Below are 22373 nucleotides of genomic sequence, written 5' to 3'. Positions count from 1 at the left end.
TAGTTTTGGGATTAAAAATTAATGGTATATTAACGTCAAAAACTGTAATTTAGTGCACAAACCTATACCTAATGATTAATAAACGTCTTCTTATCAAAAACTTACTTGCTCATAATGATGAGAATAGTTTTTATGACAAGAAGCGTCAATTAAACCTACACACAAGGGAAGGTAAAGGGAAATTTTTAAAACATATTTGTGCGCTTTCAAACTCAAACCCAAACAACAATTCATACATAGTAGTGGGTGTCGAAGATGAAACAAACGAAATTGTAGGTGATGACTTTTTTGATGATAGTAGAATTCAAAACTTAGTTAATGCTTTTCTCGAAAATCCTCCTAAAATTCAATATGAGAATATTCCTTTCCCAAATTTACCCAAAGACAAAGTGGTAGGTTTAGTAACCATTAAGCCCAATCATAAAACTGCTTATTTCAAAAAAGGAATACATACCATTATAGCTAACAGTACTTTTGTAAGAGTTGGTAGCAATACAATACCTACTGAAGATAAAATCCCTTATTCTAAACAAAATATTGAAGCCGTTATAAGTATCGAAAATAATTCTAGAAACAGCATAGCTCATACTCTAGACGGCGTATTGGATTTTATCAATGTTCGTCATAAAGATATGGACACAAAATACAAGGTCTTTAAAGAACTTTTTGTCGTTTGCTGGGCAGGAAACAAAAAAAAGGTTCGTGATATTACCTATTTTTCCAGAGTAGATATTGAATTAGTAAATGAACAAATTAAGCTTTTTTATTCGGCTCAAGATGAAGTTACTATAGAATATAATGACAATAATTTTATTATTACGGAATATATTCTGTTAGGGTTAAATGACAAAACCAGTTACTATCCGTTAGAAAAAGTAACAATTACTTTTTTTGATAATGGATATTATAAAATTGAGAACCAAATGCTTTTTGAACCCCCTCAATTCAACAAAAAAATGCTACATCATATTTACAATTCAAATAAAACTCTAATTTCAAAAATGGAAAAAGGAATCGAGTTATCTGAAAGAGAATTTAAAGATTTACATCATTTACCTTCTTCATTTATGTTGTGTTACTTAAACGGTTTCGATAATGCTAAACAAAGACTTATTGATGCAAAATTACATCTTAAACCTTATCCTCAAGTTTATGAGGGTTTTAAAGAAGCCCTAAGAGTTTTAAGAAAAATGAAATATGACAACTAATCGTTTGAACTATATACATTATTAATGCTATCATAATAAAAAACTAGCTATTGTTTTATTTACAGTTTTGAGCGTATGCCATAGCATAACAACCCATAAAAAAATCACTCCAACAAAATTGAATGCAATAGATGCTTCAATCTTATATTCATTAACATAATAAAAACCCTCTTTTACAGTGAAAGAAATCGTTTCAAGATCTGTATACTTGATAAGATCTTGAATACAAAAAAAAGTAATTATTATATTAATGACCAACATTGAAAAAACTGACAAGCCTAATGTTGTTAAAAGTATGTCAATTTTAGAATTTAGATGAGGAAGGTGTAGAATTGTTTTCATAGGCGGAAATTTAGTCCTCAAATTTACTTCCTAATAAAAGCAAATCTATACGGTTTTACCGTACATTTTGTTAATTGAAAAACTCAATAATTCTATTAAATCAAACCTCTTTTTTTAGCTTCTCTAATAATATCCTCGTCTGTTCCTTTTTCAATATTCAAATACAGTTTTATTTGAACTTTTCTTTTCTCAATAGAACTCATAGATAAATTCATATGTTGTGGCAAGTTCTTGGTTTTAATACCTTGTGACAATAAAGTTATCATTTGTCTATTAAAATCATCTAGGTAATTGTCTTTAGAAAGTAATTCCTTTAAACTAGATTTTACTGTAGCACTATTATAAACTTCATCATTAATTATCGATTCAAAAGCTTTTAAAAGTTCATCTGCTGTAAAATCACTTTTGACTAAAAGTCCGTTAGGATTCACTCTTTTTATAATGTTATACAGTATGAGAGTTTCAATATGTGATGTAAGTATTACTATTTTTGAATTTGGACTTGTTTTTTTTACTAATAATGCCAAATCCTCTCCATTATTAATATTTTTTTCTTCATAAGGAGGTAGGCTGTAATCCAGAAAAACAATGTCAAAATAATTCTTTTTACTAGGATGTATAATTACATCATGAGCATCCTTACAATTAAATGCAGAACTAGTTTCAATTTCATATCCAAGATCATTATAGGATAGGATAATTTTATATCCTTCAATCATTGAAGGATGATCGTCAACCATTAAAATTTTTACTTTTTTAGACACTTTATAATTATTTAGGCGGGTATATTTATTTTGATAGTCGTTCCTTTTCCTTTTTCAGATTCAAAACTGATTTCACCGTTAATTGCTGATATCCTTGCATTCATGTTTTTCAGCCCAATACCTTCTTTAGCTTTTTTAACGTCAAATCCTTGTCCATCATCTTTTATTTGAATAAAAATATGGCTGTCTAACTTTTTAATTGATGCTGAAACATTTTTAGCTTTAGCATATTTATAAATGTTCTGAAGTGACTCTTGAAAAATCCGATACAAATGCATTTTTGTAGGACTATCAATACTCTCCCAAGAAATTTTATCATCTATTTCAATAGAATAGTTTGCTTCAGAGATATTTTTTTGATTTTCGAAAAGGGATTCTATTATTGCTTTAAAACTGTCTTTTGCAGCAAAAATATCTCGATTTAAATCATGGGAGATTGCTCTTATTTCTTTTTCAATTTCTTGAATTCCATCAATATGAGTAATACACTTCTTTATAGTTTCCTCATCATTTCTTTTTGATAAAACGAACAAATTTAACCTCGTACTGGTTAATTTACTCATAATTCCATCATGTAATTCCTGAGCAATTCTTTTCTTTTCTGCTTGTCTACCTTCATCAATTTTAGAATGTTGATCTAGCATAAGCTGATAAATCTCTTCATTCGCTTTTTGCTGTTGTTGCTCAAGTAATAATTCTCTGTTTTTAGCTCTTTGAATTCTATTCGTATAAATCATAAAAACAAAGATTAAAGCTATTAAGCTTAAACCTAATATAGTCCATCTTTGCTTCGAAATTTCATCTTTCTCCTCCTGAATGACATTTTTTTCTGTTATAATTTCATCCGTTTCGAATTCAATTCTTGCAAATTTATTACGAGTGACTCTTTCTTGATTGTGCAAACTGTCAGTGAGATTCACATATCTTTCCATATGCAAAACTTTATTCTTTTTGTCGATTTTGGAAAGTATATTGAGTGCTTTTAATTCGTCATCAAACAATTTTATTGAGTGAGCTAATTTTGCAGAATTTACACAATTATCAATAGCTGAAATAGTATCTTTTTTTAAAAGATCGTATTCAGAAATACTTATTTTACTTGTTACAATTCCAGGACCATACCCAAGACTATCTCTAATCTTGAAAGATTTATAAAGAAATTCTTTTGACTTTAAATTAGATGATTTAACCATTGCATATCCTAAATTGTTTAACAAATTAGAATATAATATTGGTTCACTTAATTTAAAATCTGAAAAGCTCAGAGCGTCCTTAAGATATTCTATAGCGGTTTCGTATTCTCCTTTTTTGGTATATAAAATGCCTAAATAATTATATATTTGCGCTCTTAATAACTGATATTGAGGCTCTTCTTTTAATAAGTCTGTTGTTTTAAAAGCTTTATTGTAATATTTAGAAGACTCTGAAAAATTACCCACTCCATCTAATATATTACCTAAAGTAAGGTAACACTCATATGTTAATCGATAATTTTTATTTTTAATTGCTCTTTTTAAAATATCAACAACAACAGTCTCACTACCAGCAAAATCTTTCTCAAAAAATAAAATCCTAGCTTTAGCAAATTTTACAGTGTTTTCGCCTTCACTATCGTTGATTTGCTCGTAAATTTTTTCCGATTTACTGTAATAATAATAAGCACTATCTGTAATAAATTTTTCGTAAAAATAATCGCCTATGTAACTTAGTCCTCTTGCAATGCCAGAACTATCGTTCTTTTTAATAGACATTTTGTAAACATCTTTAGAAATATCATGGTAGTCTTCATACTTTTCAATATTGTAGTACCTACCTGCTAATTTAAAGAAATACTCCCTTCCTTTGGGCGAATTTGAATAGGTTAGTAATGCGTTTCGCGTTTTATTGGCTAGTTCATATCTTTCTTCCTTGCTTTTAGTATAATCATTGGATTGATTTAATAAACTATCAATTAAAATATCATGCTCCTCACTATAATCCTGATTATCAATTTTTGAATTACAGGAAAAAAGCGACAAAAGAATAAAAATTTTAACAACAATTAATCTCAATTTTTTACTATTTGTGATATAATACTCACAAACTTACAACATATATTCTATATTATAAATAGAGAATTTACGGTTTTGTTCCACCTTTTGGAGGATCAATAGGACAACCATCACAAACTGTTATTGGATCAAAAGGCGGTGGTGGTGGAACAATTGTATCTTCTTTTGTGTCAGAATTAACTTCATCCTTAGCAAACATCTGAGGATCTCTACTGTTCATTTTCTCCATTTTTTGGATTTCATTATAAAGTAATTCTTCATTTTCATCATTTGAACAAGATGCAACAAAAACTACTAAAACTATAAGTGACACGATTCTTTTCATAACATTAATTTTTTAAAATATTTAACAATTTTTCTTTGGGTTTTCTTTATAATTTTTATCAAAATTATAAACCATTAAAATTTTTTATTTACGGTTTTTCCGTACATTTTGTTAAAGTATTTCGTGGAGGTTATTAAAAGATTTTTTTCGTATATTCAATTATCAAAACTCTATAAATGCGAACACTTGTTATTGGTGATATTCATGGAGCTTTAAAGGCTTTAAAACAAGTTCTAGAAAAAGCTAACGTATCACAGAATGATACCTTAATATTTTTAGGTGATTATCTAGATGGATGGAGTGAATCACCTGGTCTCGTGGATTTTATGATTATGCTAAAGATACAAAAAAATTGTGTGTTTTTACGTGGAAATCATGACGAGTTAGTTTTACATTGGCTTCAAAACAATCATGACAATCCAATGTGGTATAATCATGGAGGAGAATCGACAGTTAAAGCCTATTCGTCAGTTGACCAAAAAACAAAAGAAAATCATATAGAATTTCTTTTATCATTAAAAAACTATCACCTTGATGAACAAAACAGATTATTTGTTCATGCAGGCTTTACCAATCTTAAAGGCGTTACTGCTGAACACTTTCCTAGAATGTTATATTGGGATAGAACCTTGTGGGAAATGGCTCTCTCACTAGACCCATCTATTAAAAAAGATTCTCCTTTTTATCCTAAAAGACTTGGGATTTATAAAGAAATATACATAGGTCACACACCTGTAACCCAAATTGATAAAACAATCCCTGTAAACAAAGGAAATGTTTGGAATGTTGATACAGGAGCTGCTTTCAAAGGTCCATTAACTATAATGGATATCGATACGAAAGAATACTGGCAAAGTGACCCTGTTTACTTGCTTTACCCGAATGAAAAAGGAAGAAACTAAAGAAAGTTCTTATATTTGCCAATAAATTTAAAGGAAAATGAAAAAAACAATTTTAACTCTATTATTAGTATTTACAGCTATTATATCAAATGCACAAGCTTTTAAAGGTAAAGGTGATACAAAATTTCAAATAGGAGCTAATATCCAAGATGGCGGAACTGGTATAACATCAACTGTTGATTTTGGTATTGGAGAAAATATGTCATTTGGCTTTCAAGCTACTTATATGTTATCGGCTAACAAAATTTTAGACCAAAAACCAAAGTTTCAAGACAGAGCCGATGTTAGAGCTCGTTTTAATGCCAACTTAGGTAATGTGATTAATGTTGATGAAAAATTTGATGTTTATCCTGGTCTAGATTTAGGTCTTAGAAATTTTGGTGCTCATTTAGGAGCAAGATATTTTTTTACTGATGGTTTTGGTGTGTACACGGAATTTGCTCTACCAATTGCAAAATACGACTCTACACCAGGTCTTTTTGGAAACTACAACAATCAATTCAACGCGAGTGTTGGAATGTCATTTAATTTATAATACAAATCATGAGTATTATTGAAAAAAAATTAAACGACAGAAGCAATTCAACTTGCGAGTTATGTGGTAATCCACATGATTTAAAAGTATATAATGTAGCTCCTAATACTATTGAAAGCTTAGAGAAATCAATTTTAGCTTGTACAACTTGTATTAACCAAATTGAAAATCCTGAAACGACAGATGCAAATCATTGGCATTGTTTATCAGATAGTATGTGGAACGAACATTTACCTGTTCAAATCGTTTCATGGAGAATGTTGACTCGTTTAAAAAAGAATGACTTGTTAGATATGATGTATCTTGATGAAGAAGCTTTAGAGTGGGCAAAAGCTACTGGTGAAGACAATGATGATGAAGGAAAAATAGTTCATAAAGATTCTAATGGAAATATTCTTCAAGATGGCGATTCTGTTGTTCTAATAAAAGATTTAGATGTTAAAGGGGCAAATTTTACCGCAAAACGTGGTGCTGCTGTGCATAACATCAAACTGGTGTGGGACAATGCAGAACAAATTGAAGGAAGAGTTGAAGGACAACACATTGTAATATTAACTCAATACGTTAAGAAAACTAAATAATTGTTTTAAAAAACTAACGCTAAATTAAAAGCGACATCAATATTGATGTCGCTTTTTTTAAACCCAAATTTATAATCATGTCACTTATTCAATAATTATTTTTTTGCTAAAAACTCCATTATCAGTTTTTACTTTAACAATATATGGACCAGCACTTAATACACTAACAGGTAACTGTATGTTCGTTTGGTCTTCGTTTGAAAGTTTATATTCTAAAACATTTTGCCCTAAGATTGAAAATACTTGAGCGTTTTCGACTCTAACATTTGGTAACTGGTTTTTAATATTAACAAAATCATCACTATAAAAAACTGTAATACTTTGATTTAAATTATTATCACTAACACTCAATGTTGGATTACTAAATCGAATGGAAAATCTATTACTATATTCTCCAGCTGGTAGTATAATTGAAAATTCAGAGCTTCTTAAATTATGATAAACTCCTGTTAATTCGTCAAATAGATAAATCTCTTGATCTGAAGCTAAATTTTCTACAGAAGCAATTCTAACTACATTATTTCCTTGATTTGTGATTTTTAAAGTCAATGGAATAATTTGATTTGCATTAAATTGAGGTACAGCTTGAATCACAAGTTTTGCTCCGTTAAGAGTCCAATACATGTCATCTGGATTTACATCAGCCATAACTGCATCAAAACCAAAATCATATTCTAATGTAGCATTTTCATCTGCTCCTATTAGAATTTGTCTATGCATGTTAGAAGGAGAATCATATTGTAATCTTATTTTTGGTCTTGCATCCTCAGACAGCTGATTAGAAATATTATTTGTTGTTCTAAAAAATATTGATTCACCTGAACCTTCTGTTTTGAAAACTCTTTGACTGTTTTTAAAAGTGATACTTCCTCCAGTTATTGCGGTAGCTAAATTAGGATTATTTGCTACTAATGCTGGATCTACAACTGAGTTTACAAAAAAGGCTTGTCCAACTGGAATATATCTTTGTGGTACTTTCACTCCGCTTGATCCATTATTGTTGATCATTGGATCATTCGAAATGGCAACAACACCTCCCATTAATGTATACGTTGCATAACCTGCAACATAGTTAGCCAAGTTGTGTGAATTCCCTCCAAAGTTATCATAGAAATATAACGCACCATTAAATCTATTACTAGAAGCTCTTCCTCCTCCATCTCTCATATTGTCTAGAATAAACTCATTAGCATCAAGTGCAGACGCATAAGGATTTCCTATTAAGTAACTTTGATTTAAACCAATAGTCAATCCTATAGTTCCGTTATTTGGCTTACCTGCATAAACATAATTCTGAATATCAGAAATAGCTGCCGTTCCTGTTACACCTTTCATAGTGTATCCTTCTCCTATTTTAACATTAGAAGTACTGCCTATTCTTTGCCAAGAATTATAATTTGTACTTGATAAAGTATATTTATGAATCCATCTGTTGCTTATTTTAATTGGTGTAGAAATTGCACCATCTGCATAATCAAATGCATTTCCAAAAGATATTAATCCTGGGTTATATGGGTTAGTTACAGCATCGGTACCATCTCTCAAAATACCTGAAATAGTATAATTTACTCCGTCTAAACTAACAGGTGAAGACCAATAATTATAATGAAAACTACTTTTTTTACCTTGTTGATCTCTTAAAAGTTTACCTGATCCATCAATCGGATTGGCTAAATCTCCTAATTGTAACAATTGAGCTTCGTCAGTTAATCTTAAAATTCCACTAGTTAAAGTAAGTAAATTAGCTACAGTTAACTGAAAGTTATTAGGTAAATTAACTCCTATAGCCGAATCTAAGCTATTTAATGTAAGATTGTAAAAAGTCTCATTAAGTTTTATACCTGAATTTATTAATTGCACCTGATTGGTTCCTTCACCATTAAAAGTAACTGTTCCTTGACCTGGCGTAAAAGTCCCGCTATTTTTCCAATCTCTTTTTATATCCAATAAAGAGTTATTAATCATTGTAAGTGAAGCAGCATTAGCAACTACTAAATCTCGACAAATTGCAATTTTATCTTCAGGAGCATAAATACTTGCTCTATCTATTACTGGCATTCTAACACTGCCATTGGGTATCACAGCATCATCAGATCCGGTTGGGATACCTCCTGCCCAATTCTTACAATCGAACCAATCCTGACTTTGAATTCCTGTCCAAAGTCCTCTTGTTCCATTCAAAACAGTCAAAACAGCACTTCCTGTTAAATCAGATGGTTTTGCGGTACAATTTTTATCATTTAAAGCAGTAACCGTATAAGTTACACTATTAAGCAAATTATACACTGTAAAATTATAAGGATTAGTAGATGTAGTAACTGTTGTATTTGTAGAACCATTAGAATATGTTATAGTCCATGGTGCAGTACCAGTAAGAGCAATACTCAAAGTGGCGCTATCACCTATACATACATTTTGGGATGTTCCAATACTTGCTGTTGGTCTTGGTCTAACTGTAACCTTAATTTCTGCTGTTCCCTCAGGACCATAACTTGTACATCCGTTAATATAAGAAACTACATAATACGTAGTTGTAACTGGTGGAGTTACTGTCATTCCTGAACTAACTGAATTAGTTGAAACTAAAACATTACCATTTTGATCTAACCATTGTGTAGTCAATCCAGTAGGTGTTTGAGGAATTCCAATATTATCTATAGCCCAAGAACTATTCAACAAACCATGATAGCTAAATTTAACTCTCAAATTTGGCTGTCCGATATAATTATTCAAATTAATTACCTCTTGTGGAAAGTTATTATAAGGAGTTCTTGTTAAAGCACCTGTATAACTTGACAAAAGGATATTATAGGTGTTACCACCATCTAAAGACAACCAAACTTTAGCCTTAGCACCTGCTGTTAAATTAAAAGCATGATTAAATTGAATTGTGAATGAAGCCAATCCAAAACTATTGAATATTGGTGTCTCCAACTCTGAATCTATAGCACCATGTGCAATAGCAAATTTTCCTGTTGAAGTATAAGTCGTTCCTGAATAAGTTCCTGAATTTGATGTTGTTAATCTAAATCCAGTAGGCTTTGTATTACTTCCTCCTGCATTTAGACCATTTGAATTACCATCAACTTCCCATCCATCAGGATTTGCATAACTAAACGCACCACCTGTAGCTACACCTTGGCTTGTAGCATAACCACTTAAAGCAGTTAGAGTTGAACTCTCACCTTCACAAATTGTTGCAGGCATCGCTACTACTGTCGGTTTGATATTAGGTATTACCACAACTACAGAGGTACTTGAATATGAAATGGCACATGTACCATTTTGAACAACTGCTCTAAAAATTGTTGTATCATTTAATGCTGTATAATTATAACTAGCTGTTGTATTTGCAATTACTGTCCAGTTATTACCTCCATCTATGGAGCTTTCCCATCGTATTACGTTTCCAGTATGTCCGCTTAAATACAACCAGCCACTTCCTAAATGACAAATTGTATTCACAGTTACAACCGGCGTAACTCCAACAGGAGAAACAGTCACAATTCCACCTATTGAAGGTTGAAAAACTGTTACAGTTATTGTGTCAAGATAAGCCGAAGGACATGATCCAGCTAACACATTATAAGTCGTTGTAGAAGTTGGTGATGCAGAAAAATTAATATCTCCACCCGTTCCAATAACAGGAAAACCTATTGGGTTATTTGATGCATCTCTAAGTTGATAAGAAACCCCAACTTCACTATTGAATAGAGTTATTAATGTTCCTTGACCAGAACATATTGAAACATCATTCGATAATATTTTTTGTATACTGCAATCTTGACCATAACCCAAGAAAACACCACATACCACTAGAAAGAAAGTAATTTTTCCCATAGTCTATTTGTTTGATTAGTAAAAAATAAATGAGATTGAAAAATTGAACTATTCTAAAAAGGAAATTGTAGCCTAACAGATGTGAATTAGATAAAACAATAAATTTTCAATACAGAAAATCACATCTGATTTTAGAATAAATTTTTCAACAAATTGGGTTGTGGTATTTGTTTTATAAAACTAAATTAATCATTTCACTAGATAAAAAATGATTTTACATTGAGTTTTCGATTAAAGGTTTTTAAACTCGATGAATGGCTTTTTTACTTTAAAAAACAAAGCTTTTTGCTTAAAATGCAAAAAAGCAACCTTTTCAGGTTGCTTTTTTGTATAAACTATAATTCTATTTAAACTATAAATCAAATTTAATTCCTTGAGCTAAAGGTAATTGATCTGAGTAGTTAACGGTGTTCGTTTGTCTTCTCATGTATACTTTCCAAGCATCAGAACCCGACTCACGTCCACCACCAGTTTCTTTTTCACCGCCGAATGCACCACCAATTTCAGCACCAGAAGTTCCGATGTTTACGTTAGCAATTCCACAGTCAGAACCTGCGAATGATAAAAATTTCTCCGCTTCTTTCATGCTGTTAGTCATAATTGAAGATGATAAACCTTGCGCAACTCCATTTTGTAATTCAATAGCATTTTCAACTTCTCCGCTGTATTTCATTAAATATAAAATTGGAGCAAATGTTTCGTGTTGAACAATTTCAAAATGATTTTCAGCTTCAATAATGGCTGGTTTTACATAACATCCAGATTCGTAACCTTCTCCAGATAATACACCGCCTTCAACTAATACTTTTCCACCTTCCGCTTTTGCTTTTTCAATAGCTGCTAGATAAGTGTTAACCGCATCAGTATCGATAAGTGGACCCACATGGTTTTTCTCATCTAAAGGATTACCAATTTTAATTTGTCCATAAGCACCAACAATTGCATCACGAACTGTGTCGTAAACTGATTCGTGGATGATTAATCTACGAGTAGATGTACATCTTTGTCCAGCTGTACCCACTGCTCCGAATACTGCTCCAGGAACAACTACTTTTAAATCGGCAGTAGGCGTAATGATAATTGCATTGTTTCCTCCTAATTCTAATAAAGATTTTCCGAAACGCTCCGCTACTTTAGCACCAACAATTCTTCCCATTCTTGTAGAACCTGTTGCAGATACTAATGGAATTCTGGTGTCGGTAGTAATCATTTCACCAACTTTATAATCTCCATTAACAATACAAGAAATTCCTTCTGGTAAGTTGTTTGCTTTTAATACTTCAGCAATGATATTTTGACAAGCGATAGTACAAATTGGTGCTTTTTCTGAACCTTTCCATACACATACGTCTCCACAAATCCATGCTAAAGCTGTGTTCCAAGACCAAACTGCTACTGGGAAATTGAAAGCAGAAATGATTCCAACAATTCCGATTGGATGCCATTGCTCACGCATAACGTGACCTGGACGCTCCGATGGAATTACTTGTCCGTTTAATTGACGTGATAAACCAACTGCGAAATCACAGATGTCGATCATTTCTTGAACTTCTCCGTAACCTTCTTGTAACGATTTACCCATTTCATAAGAAACTAATTTACCTAGAGGCTCTTTTAATTCTCTTAATTTATTTCCAAACTGACGTACAATTTCTCCACGTTGAGGCGCAGGCATTGCTCTGAAAACTTTGAATGCTTCTTCAGCACTCTTAATTACTTTTTCGTAATCAGCTGCAGTTGTTGTTTTTACTTTTCCGATTAATTGACCATCAACTGGAGAGTAACTTTCGATAATTTCTCCAGAAGAAAAACTATTTGAACCTGTTGATGTTCCGTCGTTTACTTCTTTAATTCCTAATGCTTTTAATGCTTCTTGCATTCCGAATTGATTAGCTATTGTTGACATTGTAACTTTTTTTTCTTGTTTTGTTATATTTTGTGCAAATGTATGTTTTTTTTCGAATATTTAGCCCTGATTGAAACGATAGCTTTTTAAAATAAATGGATTGGAATTGTAGTGATAACAAAGCGATTTGAGAAGCTCTTGTTATTACTTACTATTGCTTTCATTTATGAGAAAACTAAAGTGGAAAGCAGGAAATGCTACTTAATAAATCTTGGATCTACATCCATTACTGAACCACATTTATTGCAAGTTCTTTTTTCCTCGGAAGTATAAAAATCCTTGAAATGTTGTAAAAAATCTTTTTCTATATCATTTAAACCAAAGTAAACTTCGTGTAGTTTATGATTACATGTATCGCAGAACCAAAGCAATCCGTCTTTGCCCTCTGTTCTTTTTCTTTCTATAACTAATCCTATAGAACCTTCTGTACGATTTGGTGAATGTGGTACCTTAGCAGGATGCAAATACATATCGCCTGCTGATAATTTCATGGCTCTCTTTTTTCCTTCTTCTTGAATGTAAACTGTTATGTCTCCTTCTAATTGATAAAATAATTCTTCGGTTTCATTGTAATGGTAGTCCTTTCGAGCGTTTGGACCGCCAACAATCATTACGATATAATCACCAGAATCGACGTATAAATTTTTATTGGCAACGGGAGGAACAAGAAGATGTTTGTTTTCTTCTATCCATTTATTTAGATTGAATGGTTTTTGAATTGACATGATAATTTTTAAGTAAAGTTAAAAATAAAAAAAACCCGAACGAATCGGGATTAATTATTATTTGAATTCTCTTATAAGATAAATATAGACTGGGAAGTGGTCGCTAAAACCGACTTCGTTTGCAGTATGTCGCAGTGGATATCCTTTATACTGCCCCTCTTTTTGTATTAAATAAGGTTTGTTATAAATTCCAGCTTTCCAATAAGTCCAAGAAGCATAATTTGCATTAACAAATCGCTCAGAAACCATAATTTGGTCAAAAATATCTCCTGCATCTCTATAAAAAAGAGTTGAGTTTCCGTCTTTTGCCATTTGTTCAAAAGGATTATAAATATCTCTTGGAGACTCTAACTCTGTCTTTTTAAGTTTTGCACCTAATTCAACTTTAACACTTTTATTATAGGTTCCGTCATTTAAATCACCCATAGTTATAAATTTAGCATTAGGCTTAATTTTAACAATTGAATCTATAATTTGTCTATTTAATCTTCCAGCAGCTTCACGGAATGGACTACTTTTTTTCTCACCTCCAGAACGAGATGGCCAGTGATTAACAATCACGTTAATTTCTTCTCCATCTAATAAACCTGTTACAAGTAACTGATCTCTTGTGTATATTCTATTTGTAGAATTATCGACCTGTACTGCATCATCAGTTTTCTCGTCATTTTCCTTTTTTTCTTTTGAAGCAGAGCTCTTGTTGTAGATATACAAGGGTATATTTACATAACTTGTAGGTTGAAAATGCTTCTTTTGATATAACAAAGCAACATCTATTCCTCGTTTGTCAGGAGAATCGAAATGTACAATTCCATAACCTTTATCAATCAAGTTAGGTTGCTTAATTAAATCTTCTAAAACACCTCTGTTTTCAATTTCACACCCTCCAATCAATACTGGAGATGCTTTTTGTTGATCATTTGTACCAATTTCTGCTAAGACACGACTTAAATTTTCAAGTTTTTTCTTATATTTTTTTCCAGTCCAATTTTGTGCTCCATCAGCTAGCCATTCTTCATCATTATTTGATCCATTTATGGTATCAAATAAATTCTCAAAGTTGTAAAAAGCCACGGTTTGTAAGGCAAATTTTTTTGCTTGCTGTGCCGTTGCAGAGAAACCTATTAATGTGATAAATAGGTAGATAAAACTTCTAATTTTCATATATTTACATTATTTTTTTGTAAACTTAATTACAATTTTCTGGCCAAAAGTAAATAATATTATTAAAAAATGTACATTTGTCGCCCTGCTTTTTAAAAACGAGTAGGAAAAAGTAAATTAATTTAATTTTATTTATGAAAAAACTTGTCTTAAGTACACTGTTTGTATTGCATGCTTTTTTTGTTTTTGCTCAACAACCTACTGGAATTTCTGGTAAGGTAATTGATGCCAAATCTCAAAACCCATTACGAAATGTGGTTGCATCAATTCAAAACACAAATTTAACTCAGCTTACTGATGCTGATGGTAAATTTATTTTTAAAGATGTTGCTGTGGGTAGCCAATTACTTAGAATTAAAAGTGATGGTTATAAAGAGCAATTATTACCCATTGAAATTGTTAAAAATCAAATTCTAGATTTGGGTATTGTTGTTATGGAAGAAGATTTAATATCAACTGAACAACAAATGAGCTTAATTACAATTACTGAAAGTGATTTAGGTGATGACAACAGTGGGTCAGAAAGTACTTCTGGATTACTTCAAGCATCAAGAGATACTTATCAGCAATCAGCAGCCTTTAATTGGGGACAAGCTCGATTTAGAATACGAGGTCTTGACAATGAATATGGTACTACCATGATTAATGGTATTGCAATGAATAAAATTTATGATGGAAGACCGCAATGGGGTAACTGGGGTGGTTTGAATGACGCAACTAGAAACCAAGAATTTACTATGGGTTCTGCACCATCTGACTATACATTTGGAGGAATCTTAGGAACTCAAGAAATTAACACAAGAGCTTCTATTTACAGACCTGGCACACGTATTTCATTCGCAGGAACAAATACTAATTATAGTTGGAGAATGATGGGTACTCATGCTTCTGGAGTTAATAAAGATGGATGGGCGTATGTTATTTCTGCTGGAAGAAGATGGGCTAACGAAGGTTATTTTGATGGTACTAATTATAGTGCAAACTCATTCTTTGCTAGTGTCGAGAAAAAATTTGGTGAAAATCATGCTTTAAACTTTACTTCTATATTTGCTCAAAACCGCAGAGGAAAAACTTCTCCTAACACACAAGAAGTAATTGATCTAAAAGGTCATAAATACAATTCTTATTGGGGTTATCAAGATGGTGAAAAGAGAAACTCAAGATTCAAAGATATTGAAGAACCAATTTTAATGTTAAGCCATTATTGGACAATTAACAGTAAAAACAAATTAAACACTAATGTTTCTTATCAGACTGGAAAAATTGGAAATTCAAGATTTGATTATCAATTAGGAAACAATCCAGACCCAACTTATTACAGAAATTTACCAAGTTACCAATTAAACTATTATACTTCTCAAGGTGTTTGGCAACCTAATTATGCAGGTGCAGAGGATCTTAAAAACAATTTCTTGAATGATGGACAAATTAACTGGTCTGATCTTTATAAAGATAACAGAGAAAGTAGTGTAAATCCTGGAAGAAGTATCTATGTTCTTTATGAAGATAGAACTGATGATGATTTAATTGCAGCTAATTCTGTTTTAAACTCAAGTTTGTCTGATAACATTTCATTAAATGCTTCTGTAAATTTCAAAAAATTAAAATCTCATAACTTCCAAAATTTATTGGATTTATTAGGTGGTCAATATTTTGTTGATAAAGATCTTTTTGCTAATACTCTCAATGGACAATCTCAAGATTCTGATTTAAACAATCCTGATAGAAAAGTAGTTGTAGGAGATACTTATGGTTATAACTATAACTTAAATGCTCTTGTGTTCGATGCTTTTACTCAATTTAAATTTAGCTATAAAAAAGCTGATTTTTATATGGCACAATCTTTTGTTAGATCTGAGTATCAAAGAGAAGGTCTATACAAAAATGGTTTTTATGCTAACAACTCTTTTGGGAAAAGTGCAAAACTTGTTTTCGAAAATTTTGGTTTCAAAGGTGGTTTAACTTATAAAATTACTGGTGCTCATTTATTAAACTTCAATGGTTTGTACATGACAAAAGCACCTAGCTTAAGAAGCACTTTTGCTAATGCCAGAATCAACAACAATATTACCCCAGATTTAACTAGCGAAAACATTTTTAGTGTAGATGCAAGTTATATCATTAGAATGCCAAAATTCAAAGCAAGATTAACTGCTTTTATGTCTAAAATACAAAATAGCACAGATTTATCATTCTATTATGCTGAAGGAATTGGAGATGACGATGGTGATGCTGACTCATTCGTAAGCGAAATTGTTACTGGAATGGACAAAAAGAACATCGGTGCTGAATTTGGTTTAGAATACCAAATTACCTCTACAATAAAAGCAACTATTGCTGCTTCTTACGGAGAGTATACATACGATAATAATCCTAATTTAAAAATTAATGATGATTCACAAGCAACTGCATCAAATTCTTATCCTGTAGTTGATTTTGGGAAAACTTATTTAAAAGGCTACCGTCAACCAGGTATGCCTCAAACTGCTGGTTCTTTTGGTTTAGAATATAGAGACCCTCATTTCTGGTCGATTTCTGCAAACATTAACTATCTAGGAGAAAGCTATATGGACGTTTCAAATGTTTTGAGAACAAACAACTTCTCAATTGACAATACAGGTGTTTCATATTTAGGAGCTAATGAAGCATCTGTTAGAAAAATTCTTCAACAAGAAAAATTTGATGAAATTACTTTATTAAATTTATCAGGTGGAAAATCTTGGAGAGTTGGAAAAACTACTTTTGGTTTCTTTGCAACTGTAAACAACGTTCTGGATAAAATTTACAAAACTGGTGGATTTGAGCAATCGAGAAAAGCTACTTTTGCTGATTTACAACAAGATATTGCACATGGAACTCCTTCTTTTGGCCCTAAATACTTCTTTGGATATGGAAGAACGTATTTCGTAAACTTATACATTAACTTATAATGTTGGTAACTATGAAAAAATATATAAAACATTTATTCGTTTTCGCAACAATAACAGCTTTAATGAGCAGTTGTGATACTGAAAAAGAATTTGATATTCCTGAGGTAAAAGAAGTTCTTTTATTTGAAGGGTTTGAAGGTACTGCTGCTGGAAGTGGCTCAGTAGAAAATGCAATAGCTTTAGAAGGTTGGGCTAACTACAATGTTAGTACTTCAGGAACAAGGCTTTGGCATAGTAGACTATTTAGTAATAATAAATATGCAGAATTTTCTTCATTCTATTCAGCTACTGGCACAACAGATGAAGTTTGGTTGGTAACTCCTGAAAGAACACTAAATCCAAACAGTGCTACAGCTCTTTCATTTGAAACAAAAATTAGATTTTGGACAACCACAACAGGAAGTCTTTTAAAAGTTTTCATATCTGAAAACTATGACGGTACAGAAGCTGGAATTGCTACAGCTACTTGGACAGAATTAAATCCAACATTACCTACTTCGGCTCAAAGTGATGTATTCATTAAAAGTGGTGATATTGATTTGAGTTCTTACAAAGGTAAAAAAGTTAGAATTGCTTTTAAATACACTGGTGACAAAGCAGCTAACTCTACAACTTACCAACTAGATAACATTAAACTTTTTGAAACGGAATAATTATGAAAACAACTATCATAAAAAGTTTATTTCTTTCGTCATTATTTTTAACAGCCATTAACTGTGTTGACGACAGTTACAATGAGCCACAATCAGATTGTGAAACTCTTACAGTAACAAAACAAGTAAGTGACATAACTTCAACTGCAAGTTCTTCCCTTACAAAATACAATGGTAACGACGTAATTGAAGCTTATGTTACTTCTAGTGATGAAGGTGGAAATTTTTACAAATCAGTATCGCTTGTATCAATAGATGGTAATACTGGTTTTAGTATTCCAATTGACAACTATAATTTGTATACAGATTTTGAGCCAGGCCGTAAGGTATTTATTAAAATGGACACACTTGTTCATTACATTAGAGAAAATAGCTCAACAGTTATTGGATACAGATATAACAACGATACTCCAGATAATTTAAACGATGACAAAGTAGGTAGAATTCCATTAGCAAATTATAATAAAGTTGTAAAAAGTTCTTGTGAAAAGATTAATGAAGATATGATTGTAAATAATTTTACAATTACCCAAGCAAAAAACAACAATAATATTAATAAGTTAATTGAGTTTGATAATGTACAATTTACAGATGCTTCAATCAATAGAACTTACTTTGATATAGATTCTGGAGGAGGCGCTACAAATCATGAAATCACTGATGCTGATGGAAATAGAATAATTGTTCGTACAAGTGAATATGCAACTTTTGCTTCTCAAAAAGTTCCTTCAGGAAATGGTAAATTAAGAGGTGTATTAACTAAATTTGGTAGTACTTGGCAATTTATGATTAGAACAATAGAAGATGTTAAATTGAATAACCCAAGAGTTGTTCCTACTTACGTTTTTGAAGAGCCTTTTACAACAAATTTTAATTCATGGATAAAACAAAGTGTAATAGGTGCACAAATTTGGACTTTGAATGCAACTAATGGAAATCCTACACAATGCGCTGACATGAATGGATTTGCTAGTGGCGCTCAAAATAACGAAGACTGGTTAATTTCTCCGAGTATTAATTTAACAGGTTTAACAAGTGCTTATTTAAAATTTGATACTGCTAAAAACTTTACAGGAAATGCTCTTCAAGTTTATGTTTCAACAAACTATACAGCTGGTTTACCATCTACAGCAACATGGACACAATTAAGTGCAACTATGGCTACTTCAAACGGTTTTGTATGGACAAATTCAGGCAATGTTTCGTTAGCCCCTTACGTAGGAAATTCAAATGTAAGAGTTGCTTTTAGGTATACTTCAACAACATCTGGAGCTGCTCAATGGAGAGTAGACAATGTTGGTGTATTTCACTTCTAATTAGTTTAGATCAAAATATAAGAAAAAGAGTCTCAAAATGAGACTCTTTTTTATTGAAATATAATCATAACAATGATAATCATAAATGATTAAATAATTGTTTTACTAAAAGATAAAGGCATTCATTATATACTTGTTAGAATTTTCAAGAAACTCATTCAATAAAAGACCTCTAAAAACAATTTGTAAAGAAACTAATCTGTGACGAAAACATAATAAATCAATTATTACAGTTTACAATAGTTTGACAAAAATCTAGAAACAAAAAAACCCATCATTAGATGGGTTTTTAATTTTGTGTGAAAGATTACTTCTTAACAATCATAAACTCTGAACGACGGTTTTGAGCGTGTTCTTCATCTGTACAATTATCACCACACAATACTTTAGGCTCAGATTCGCCGAAACCTTGACCAGTGATTCTTTCTTTAGCAATACCTTTAGAAATTACATACTGCACTGTAGATTTTGCTCTTCTATCTGACAAACTCATGTTGTATTTATCGTTACCGCGTGAATCCGTATGTGATTTTGCAAAAATTACCATTTCTGGATATTGATTCATAACAGCTACTAGTTTATCTAACTCTGAAGCACCTTGCTGAGTAATATTACTTTTATTATAATCAAAATAGATATTGTTAAGAATAACTTCTGTTTCGGTTACAATAGCCTCAATTGGTCTTAAGCTTACATTTAAGATAACTTCACCTTTTTCTTGAGGTACTGATATTGTTTCATCATAATAACCATTTCTAGAGACTGTAATCGATTTTGCTTGTTCACATTCAAATTGAAAGTTAGCTTTACCCATTTCATTTGAAACACTGTTTGCAAGATTACTTGAAGCATCTCCCGTAACAACAACTTTTGCCTCTGAAACACTAGATCCTGACTTTCCATCATTGACTTGTACAATTAAATCAGTATTACAAACTGGGATTGCAAGGTAAATATCGTCATCACCTATCCCTCCATCTCTATTACTTGATAAAAAAGCAATGTTTTTTTCTTGATTAAAAGTGAAACCAAAGTCGTCTTTTTCGCTGTTTACTGGTTTACCTAAATTGATTGCTTCTGCTGGTTTAGATAAATCATATGCATAAACATCAAGACCACCTAATCCACCTCTTCCGTTTGAAGCAAAATAAAGTACATAATTATCTGCAATAAACGCTGACAATTCATTACCCTCTGTATTTACATTCGATCCAAGATTTTCAATTGTACCAAATGTACCATCAGCATTTACAGCAACTTTCCAAACATCAGTCTTACCCAAGCTTCCAGGCATATCCGAAACAAAATAGAGAGTATTGCCATCTTTGCTTAATGATGGGCTACTAGTATTATATTCATTACTGTTAAATGAAACTGGAGTTATATTAGACCATTTTCCGTCAACATTTATTGCTTTAAAAATATTTACTTTTCCTTGTTTCGTTTTTTTATCTGTACTTTTTACAAACTTTTTATCAAAAAAACTTTCTCTAGAAAAATACATTGTTTTTCCATCGGCACTGATAGTAACCGGACCCTCATGATAAGCAGAATTTAGTTCATCAACTGGAGTAGCAGTTTCACTTAACTTTCCATCTACAAAATCTGCTTTGTAGATATCTAAATAGGGCTGATCATTCCAATCGTAAGTTTTCCTTGCAGTATTTCTTGCGCTAGCAAAATAGACAGTTTGATCTTTTAAATAAGGTCCAAAATCAGAATATTTTGAATTAGTAGGAACAGATTTAACATCAAATTTTTTAGATTGTCCAAGAATCTCATTTAAATAATTCTTATTACTTGCTCTCAGAGCTCTTTGATCATTAGGTGCTAAATTCGCAAATTTACTCATAGCCTCATTAGCCTCAGGATATTTTCCATTAGCTTTTAACATCTCAGCATATCGAAAATAGGTTTCTGCATCTTGCTCAGAAGTTATAGCTTGAGCATACCATTTTTCTGCTTCTACTGAATTAAAAACGTTATAGTAACAATCGCCTAGTTGCTTAAAAACATAAGGATTTGCTTTTCCTTTATCGTTTAACTTTAAATATTCCTTTGCAGCATCAACAAACTCATAACGATTAAAAAGTTGATCTGCTACTTTAGTTTCTTTGTTTTGAGCCTTCGTAGTAGAAATTACAAAAGCAAAACCTATAGCTATATATATTTTTTTCATTTTAAGTTTGTTTATGTTAGAAGTAACGTGGCGAACTTGACACTTTTTTCGGGAAGTTCAAATCAAATAACAACATTACTTCGTGTGATGAAGGGGTTGTTACATCAAGATCTGAAACAATGTGATCATAAGCATAACCAATTCTAAGTCCATCAGTAATTCTATAATTAACTAAAGCACCAAATGAATCATCTAATCTATAAGTTGCACCTATTTCGAATTTATCAAAAAACAAAAAGTTGGTTGAAACATCCAGAGAGCTCGGTGCTCCAAAAGCAGATTTCAACATAAAGTGAGGTTTAAACTTAGTTTTCTCACTTAAATTGAACACATAACCCCCGGTTAAAAAGTAATGTTGTACTTCTGAGCCATATTCAACACCATTATAGTCTAAATGAGCAGATTTAAGCATATTAGGAATTGAAAATGCTAAATAATACTTATTTGTATAATAAAACAATCCAGTACCAATATTTAAATGTGAATTAGAGGTGTCTTGTGCAAAAGGTCCATCATCTGGAACTGCTAGCGTAGAAGCAATTTGACTATTTAATCCAATTTTTTGTAAAGTAACACCTGCTTTTATACCAGCAGCTAATCTATGTTCGCCACCAAGGTTAAGCGTATATGAAAAGTCTCCATAAATATTGTTTTCTTCTACTGGTCCTATTCTATCTGAAATAACAGATAATCCAAGTCCAACATTTTTACCCACTGGTGAATGACCAGTTGCAGTAAAAGTAGTAGGTGAATCTTCAATTTCAACCCATTGTTTGCGAAACAACAAACCAAAACTTAAATTTTCTTTTGACCCTGCGTAGGCTGGATTCATCACGTTCATATTATACATATATTGTGTATAATGTGGATCCTGCTGAGCTGCAACATCATTAAATGTAAAAGCAACAACTAGGGCTGTGAAAAATATTTTTTTCATTTTTTACTATGTTTT

General features: G+C 31.6%; 17 protein-coding genes. 7 read left to right on the top strand and 10 right to left on the bottom strand.

Features of this window, described 5'->3' with window-relative positions:
• The first annotated feature begins 71 nt into the window (after window positions 1–71).
• Window positions 72–1208: an ATP-binding protein gene (locus BUC09_RS02345; protein WP_073308318.1), complete on the top strand. Its 1137-nt coding sequence runs from the start codon at window positions 72–74 to the stop codon at window positions 1206–1208.
• A 30-nt stretch (window positions 1209–1238) separates the two neighbouring features.
• On the opposite strand, the gene BUC09_RS02340 is transcribed toward BUC09_RS02345, so the two are convergent.
• From BUC09_RS02340 to BUC09_RS02325, 4 genes are all read right to left on the bottom strand, one after another.
• Window positions 1239–1550 carry a hypothetical protein gene (locus tag BUC09_RS02340; protein WP_073308316.1) on the bottom strand — a complete coding sequence of 104 codons (312 nt, stop codon included), beginning with the start codon at window positions 1548–1550 and terminating at the stop codon, window positions 1239–1241.
• Window positions 1551–1645: 95 nt separating this feature from the next.
• On the bottom strand, window positions 1646–2314 hold the full coding sequence (locus BUC09_RS02335) for a response regulator (protein WP_143161850.1): 669 nt from the start codon (window positions 2312–2314) through the stop codon (window positions 1646–1648).
• An 11-nt stretch (window positions 2315–2325) separates the two neighbouring features.
• A complete protein-coding gene (locus tag BUC09_RS02330) occupies window positions 2326–4332 on the bottom strand; it encodes an ATP-binding protein (protein WP_143161849.1) in 2007 nt (668 codons plus the stop codon).
• 100 nt (window positions 4333–4432) lie between these two features.
• Window positions 4433–4690, bottom strand: coding sequence for a lipoprotein (locus tag BUC09_RS02325; protein WP_073308310.1), 258 nt, complete (start codon window positions 4688–4690; stop codon window positions 4433–4435).
• Between the two features lie 176 nt (window positions 4691–4866).
• Between BUC09_RS02325 and BUC09_RS02320 the strand changes: the two genes are divergently transcribed.
• The 3 genes from BUC09_RS02320 to BUC09_RS02310 are packed head-to-tail and all read left to right on the top strand — an operon-like array spanning window position 4867 to window position 6708.
• Window positions 4867–5592, top strand: coding sequence for a metallophosphoesterase family protein (locus BUC09_RS02320; protein WP_073308308.1), 726 nt, complete (start codon window positions 4867–4869; stop codon window positions 5590–5592).
• 37 nt (window positions 5593–5629) lie between these two features.
• Window positions 5630–6127, top strand: a complete 498-nt coding sequence (locus tag BUC09_RS02315; protein ID WP_073308306.1) for a DUF6646 family protein — start codon at window positions 5630–5632, stop codon at window positions 6125–6127.
• Window positions 6128–6135: 8 nt separating this feature from the next.
• Entirely contained in the window at window positions 6136–6708 is a 573-nt protein-coding gene (locus tag BUC09_RS02310; protein ID WP_073308304.1) for a PhnA domain-containing protein, read from the top strand.
• An 84-nt stretch (window positions 6709–6792) separates the two neighbouring features.
• Here BUC09_RS02310 and BUC09_RS02305 read toward each other — a convergent pair whose 3' ends face one another.
• From BUC09_RS02305 to BUC09_RS02290, 4 genes are all read right to left on the bottom strand, one after another.
• On the bottom strand, window positions 6793–10548 hold the full coding sequence (locus BUC09_RS02305) for a T9SS type A sorting domain-containing protein (protein WP_073308302.1): 3756 nt from the start codon (window positions 10546–10548) through the stop codon (window positions 6793–6795).
• Window positions 10549–10900: 352 nt separating this feature from the next.
• Window positions 10901–12454 carry an L-piperidine-6-carboxylate dehydrogenase gene (gene amaB, locus BUC09_RS02300; RefSeq protein WP_073308300.1) on the bottom strand — a complete coding sequence of 518 codons (1554 nt, stop codon included), beginning with the start codon at window positions 12452–12454 and terminating at the stop codon, window positions 10901–10903.
• 197 nt (window positions 12455–12651) lie between these two features.
• Window positions 12652–13179 carry a 3-hydroxyanthranilate 3,4-dioxygenase gene (locus tag BUC09_RS02295; RefSeq protein WP_073308298.1) on the bottom strand — a complete coding sequence of 176 codons (528 nt, stop codon included), beginning with the start codon at window positions 13177–13179 and terminating at the stop codon, window positions 12652–12654.
• A 57-nt stretch (window positions 13180–13236) separates the two neighbouring features.
• Window positions 13237–14343, bottom strand: coding sequence for an endonuclease/exonuclease/phosphatase family protein (locus tag BUC09_RS02290; RefSeq protein ID WP_073308296.1), 1107 nt, complete (start codon window positions 14341–14343; stop codon window positions 13237–13239).
• Window positions 14344–14477: 134 nt separating this feature from the next.
• On the opposite strand from BUC09_RS02290, the gene BUC09_RS02285 reads away from it, so the two are divergent.
• The 3 genes from BUC09_RS02285 to BUC09_RS02275 are packed head-to-tail and all read left to right on the top strand — an operon-like array spanning window position 14478 to window position 19242.
• Window positions 14478–17273, top strand: a complete 2796-nt coding sequence (locus BUC09_RS02285) for a TonB-dependent receptor (RefSeq protein ID WP_073308295.1) — start codon at window positions 14478–14480, stop codon at window positions 17271–17273.
• 11 nt (window positions 17274–17284) lie between these two features.
• Entirely contained in the window at window positions 17285–17926 is a 642-nt protein-coding gene (locus BUC09_RS02280) for a choice-of-anchor J domain-containing protein (RefSeq protein ID WP_159432929.1), read from the top strand.
• A gap of 2 nt (window positions 17927–17928) precedes the next feature.
• Complete coding sequence (locus BUC09_RS02275) at window positions 17929–19242, top strand: DUF5689 domain-containing protein (protein WP_073308291.1); 1314 nt, start codon at window positions 17929–17931, stop codon at window positions 19240–19242.
• A 307-nt stretch (window positions 19243–19549) separates the two neighbouring features.
• On the opposite strand, the gene BUC09_RS02270 is transcribed toward BUC09_RS02275, so the two are convergent.
• Window positions 19550–21421 carry an OmpA family protein gene (locus BUC09_RS02270; protein WP_073308289.1) on the bottom strand — a complete coding sequence of 624 codons (1872 nt, stop codon included), beginning with the start codon at window positions 21419–21421 and terminating at the stop codon, window positions 19550–19552.
• 16 nt (window positions 21422–21437) lie between these two features.
• Window positions 21438–22358, bottom strand: coding sequence for a PorP/SprF family type IX secretion system membrane protein (locus BUC09_RS02265; RefSeq protein WP_073308287.1), 921 nt, complete (start codon window positions 22356–22358; stop codon window positions 21438–21440).
• Between the last annotated feature and the right edge of the window lie 15 nt (window positions 22359–22373).

Source organism: Flavobacterium terrae (assembly GCF_900142035.1).
Classification (GTDB): domain Bacteria; phylum Bacteroidota; class Bacteroidia; order Flavobacteriales; family Flavobacteriaceae; genus Flavobacterium; species Flavobacterium terrae.
This window is presented reverse-complemented; position numbering and strand designations above follow the sequence as displayed.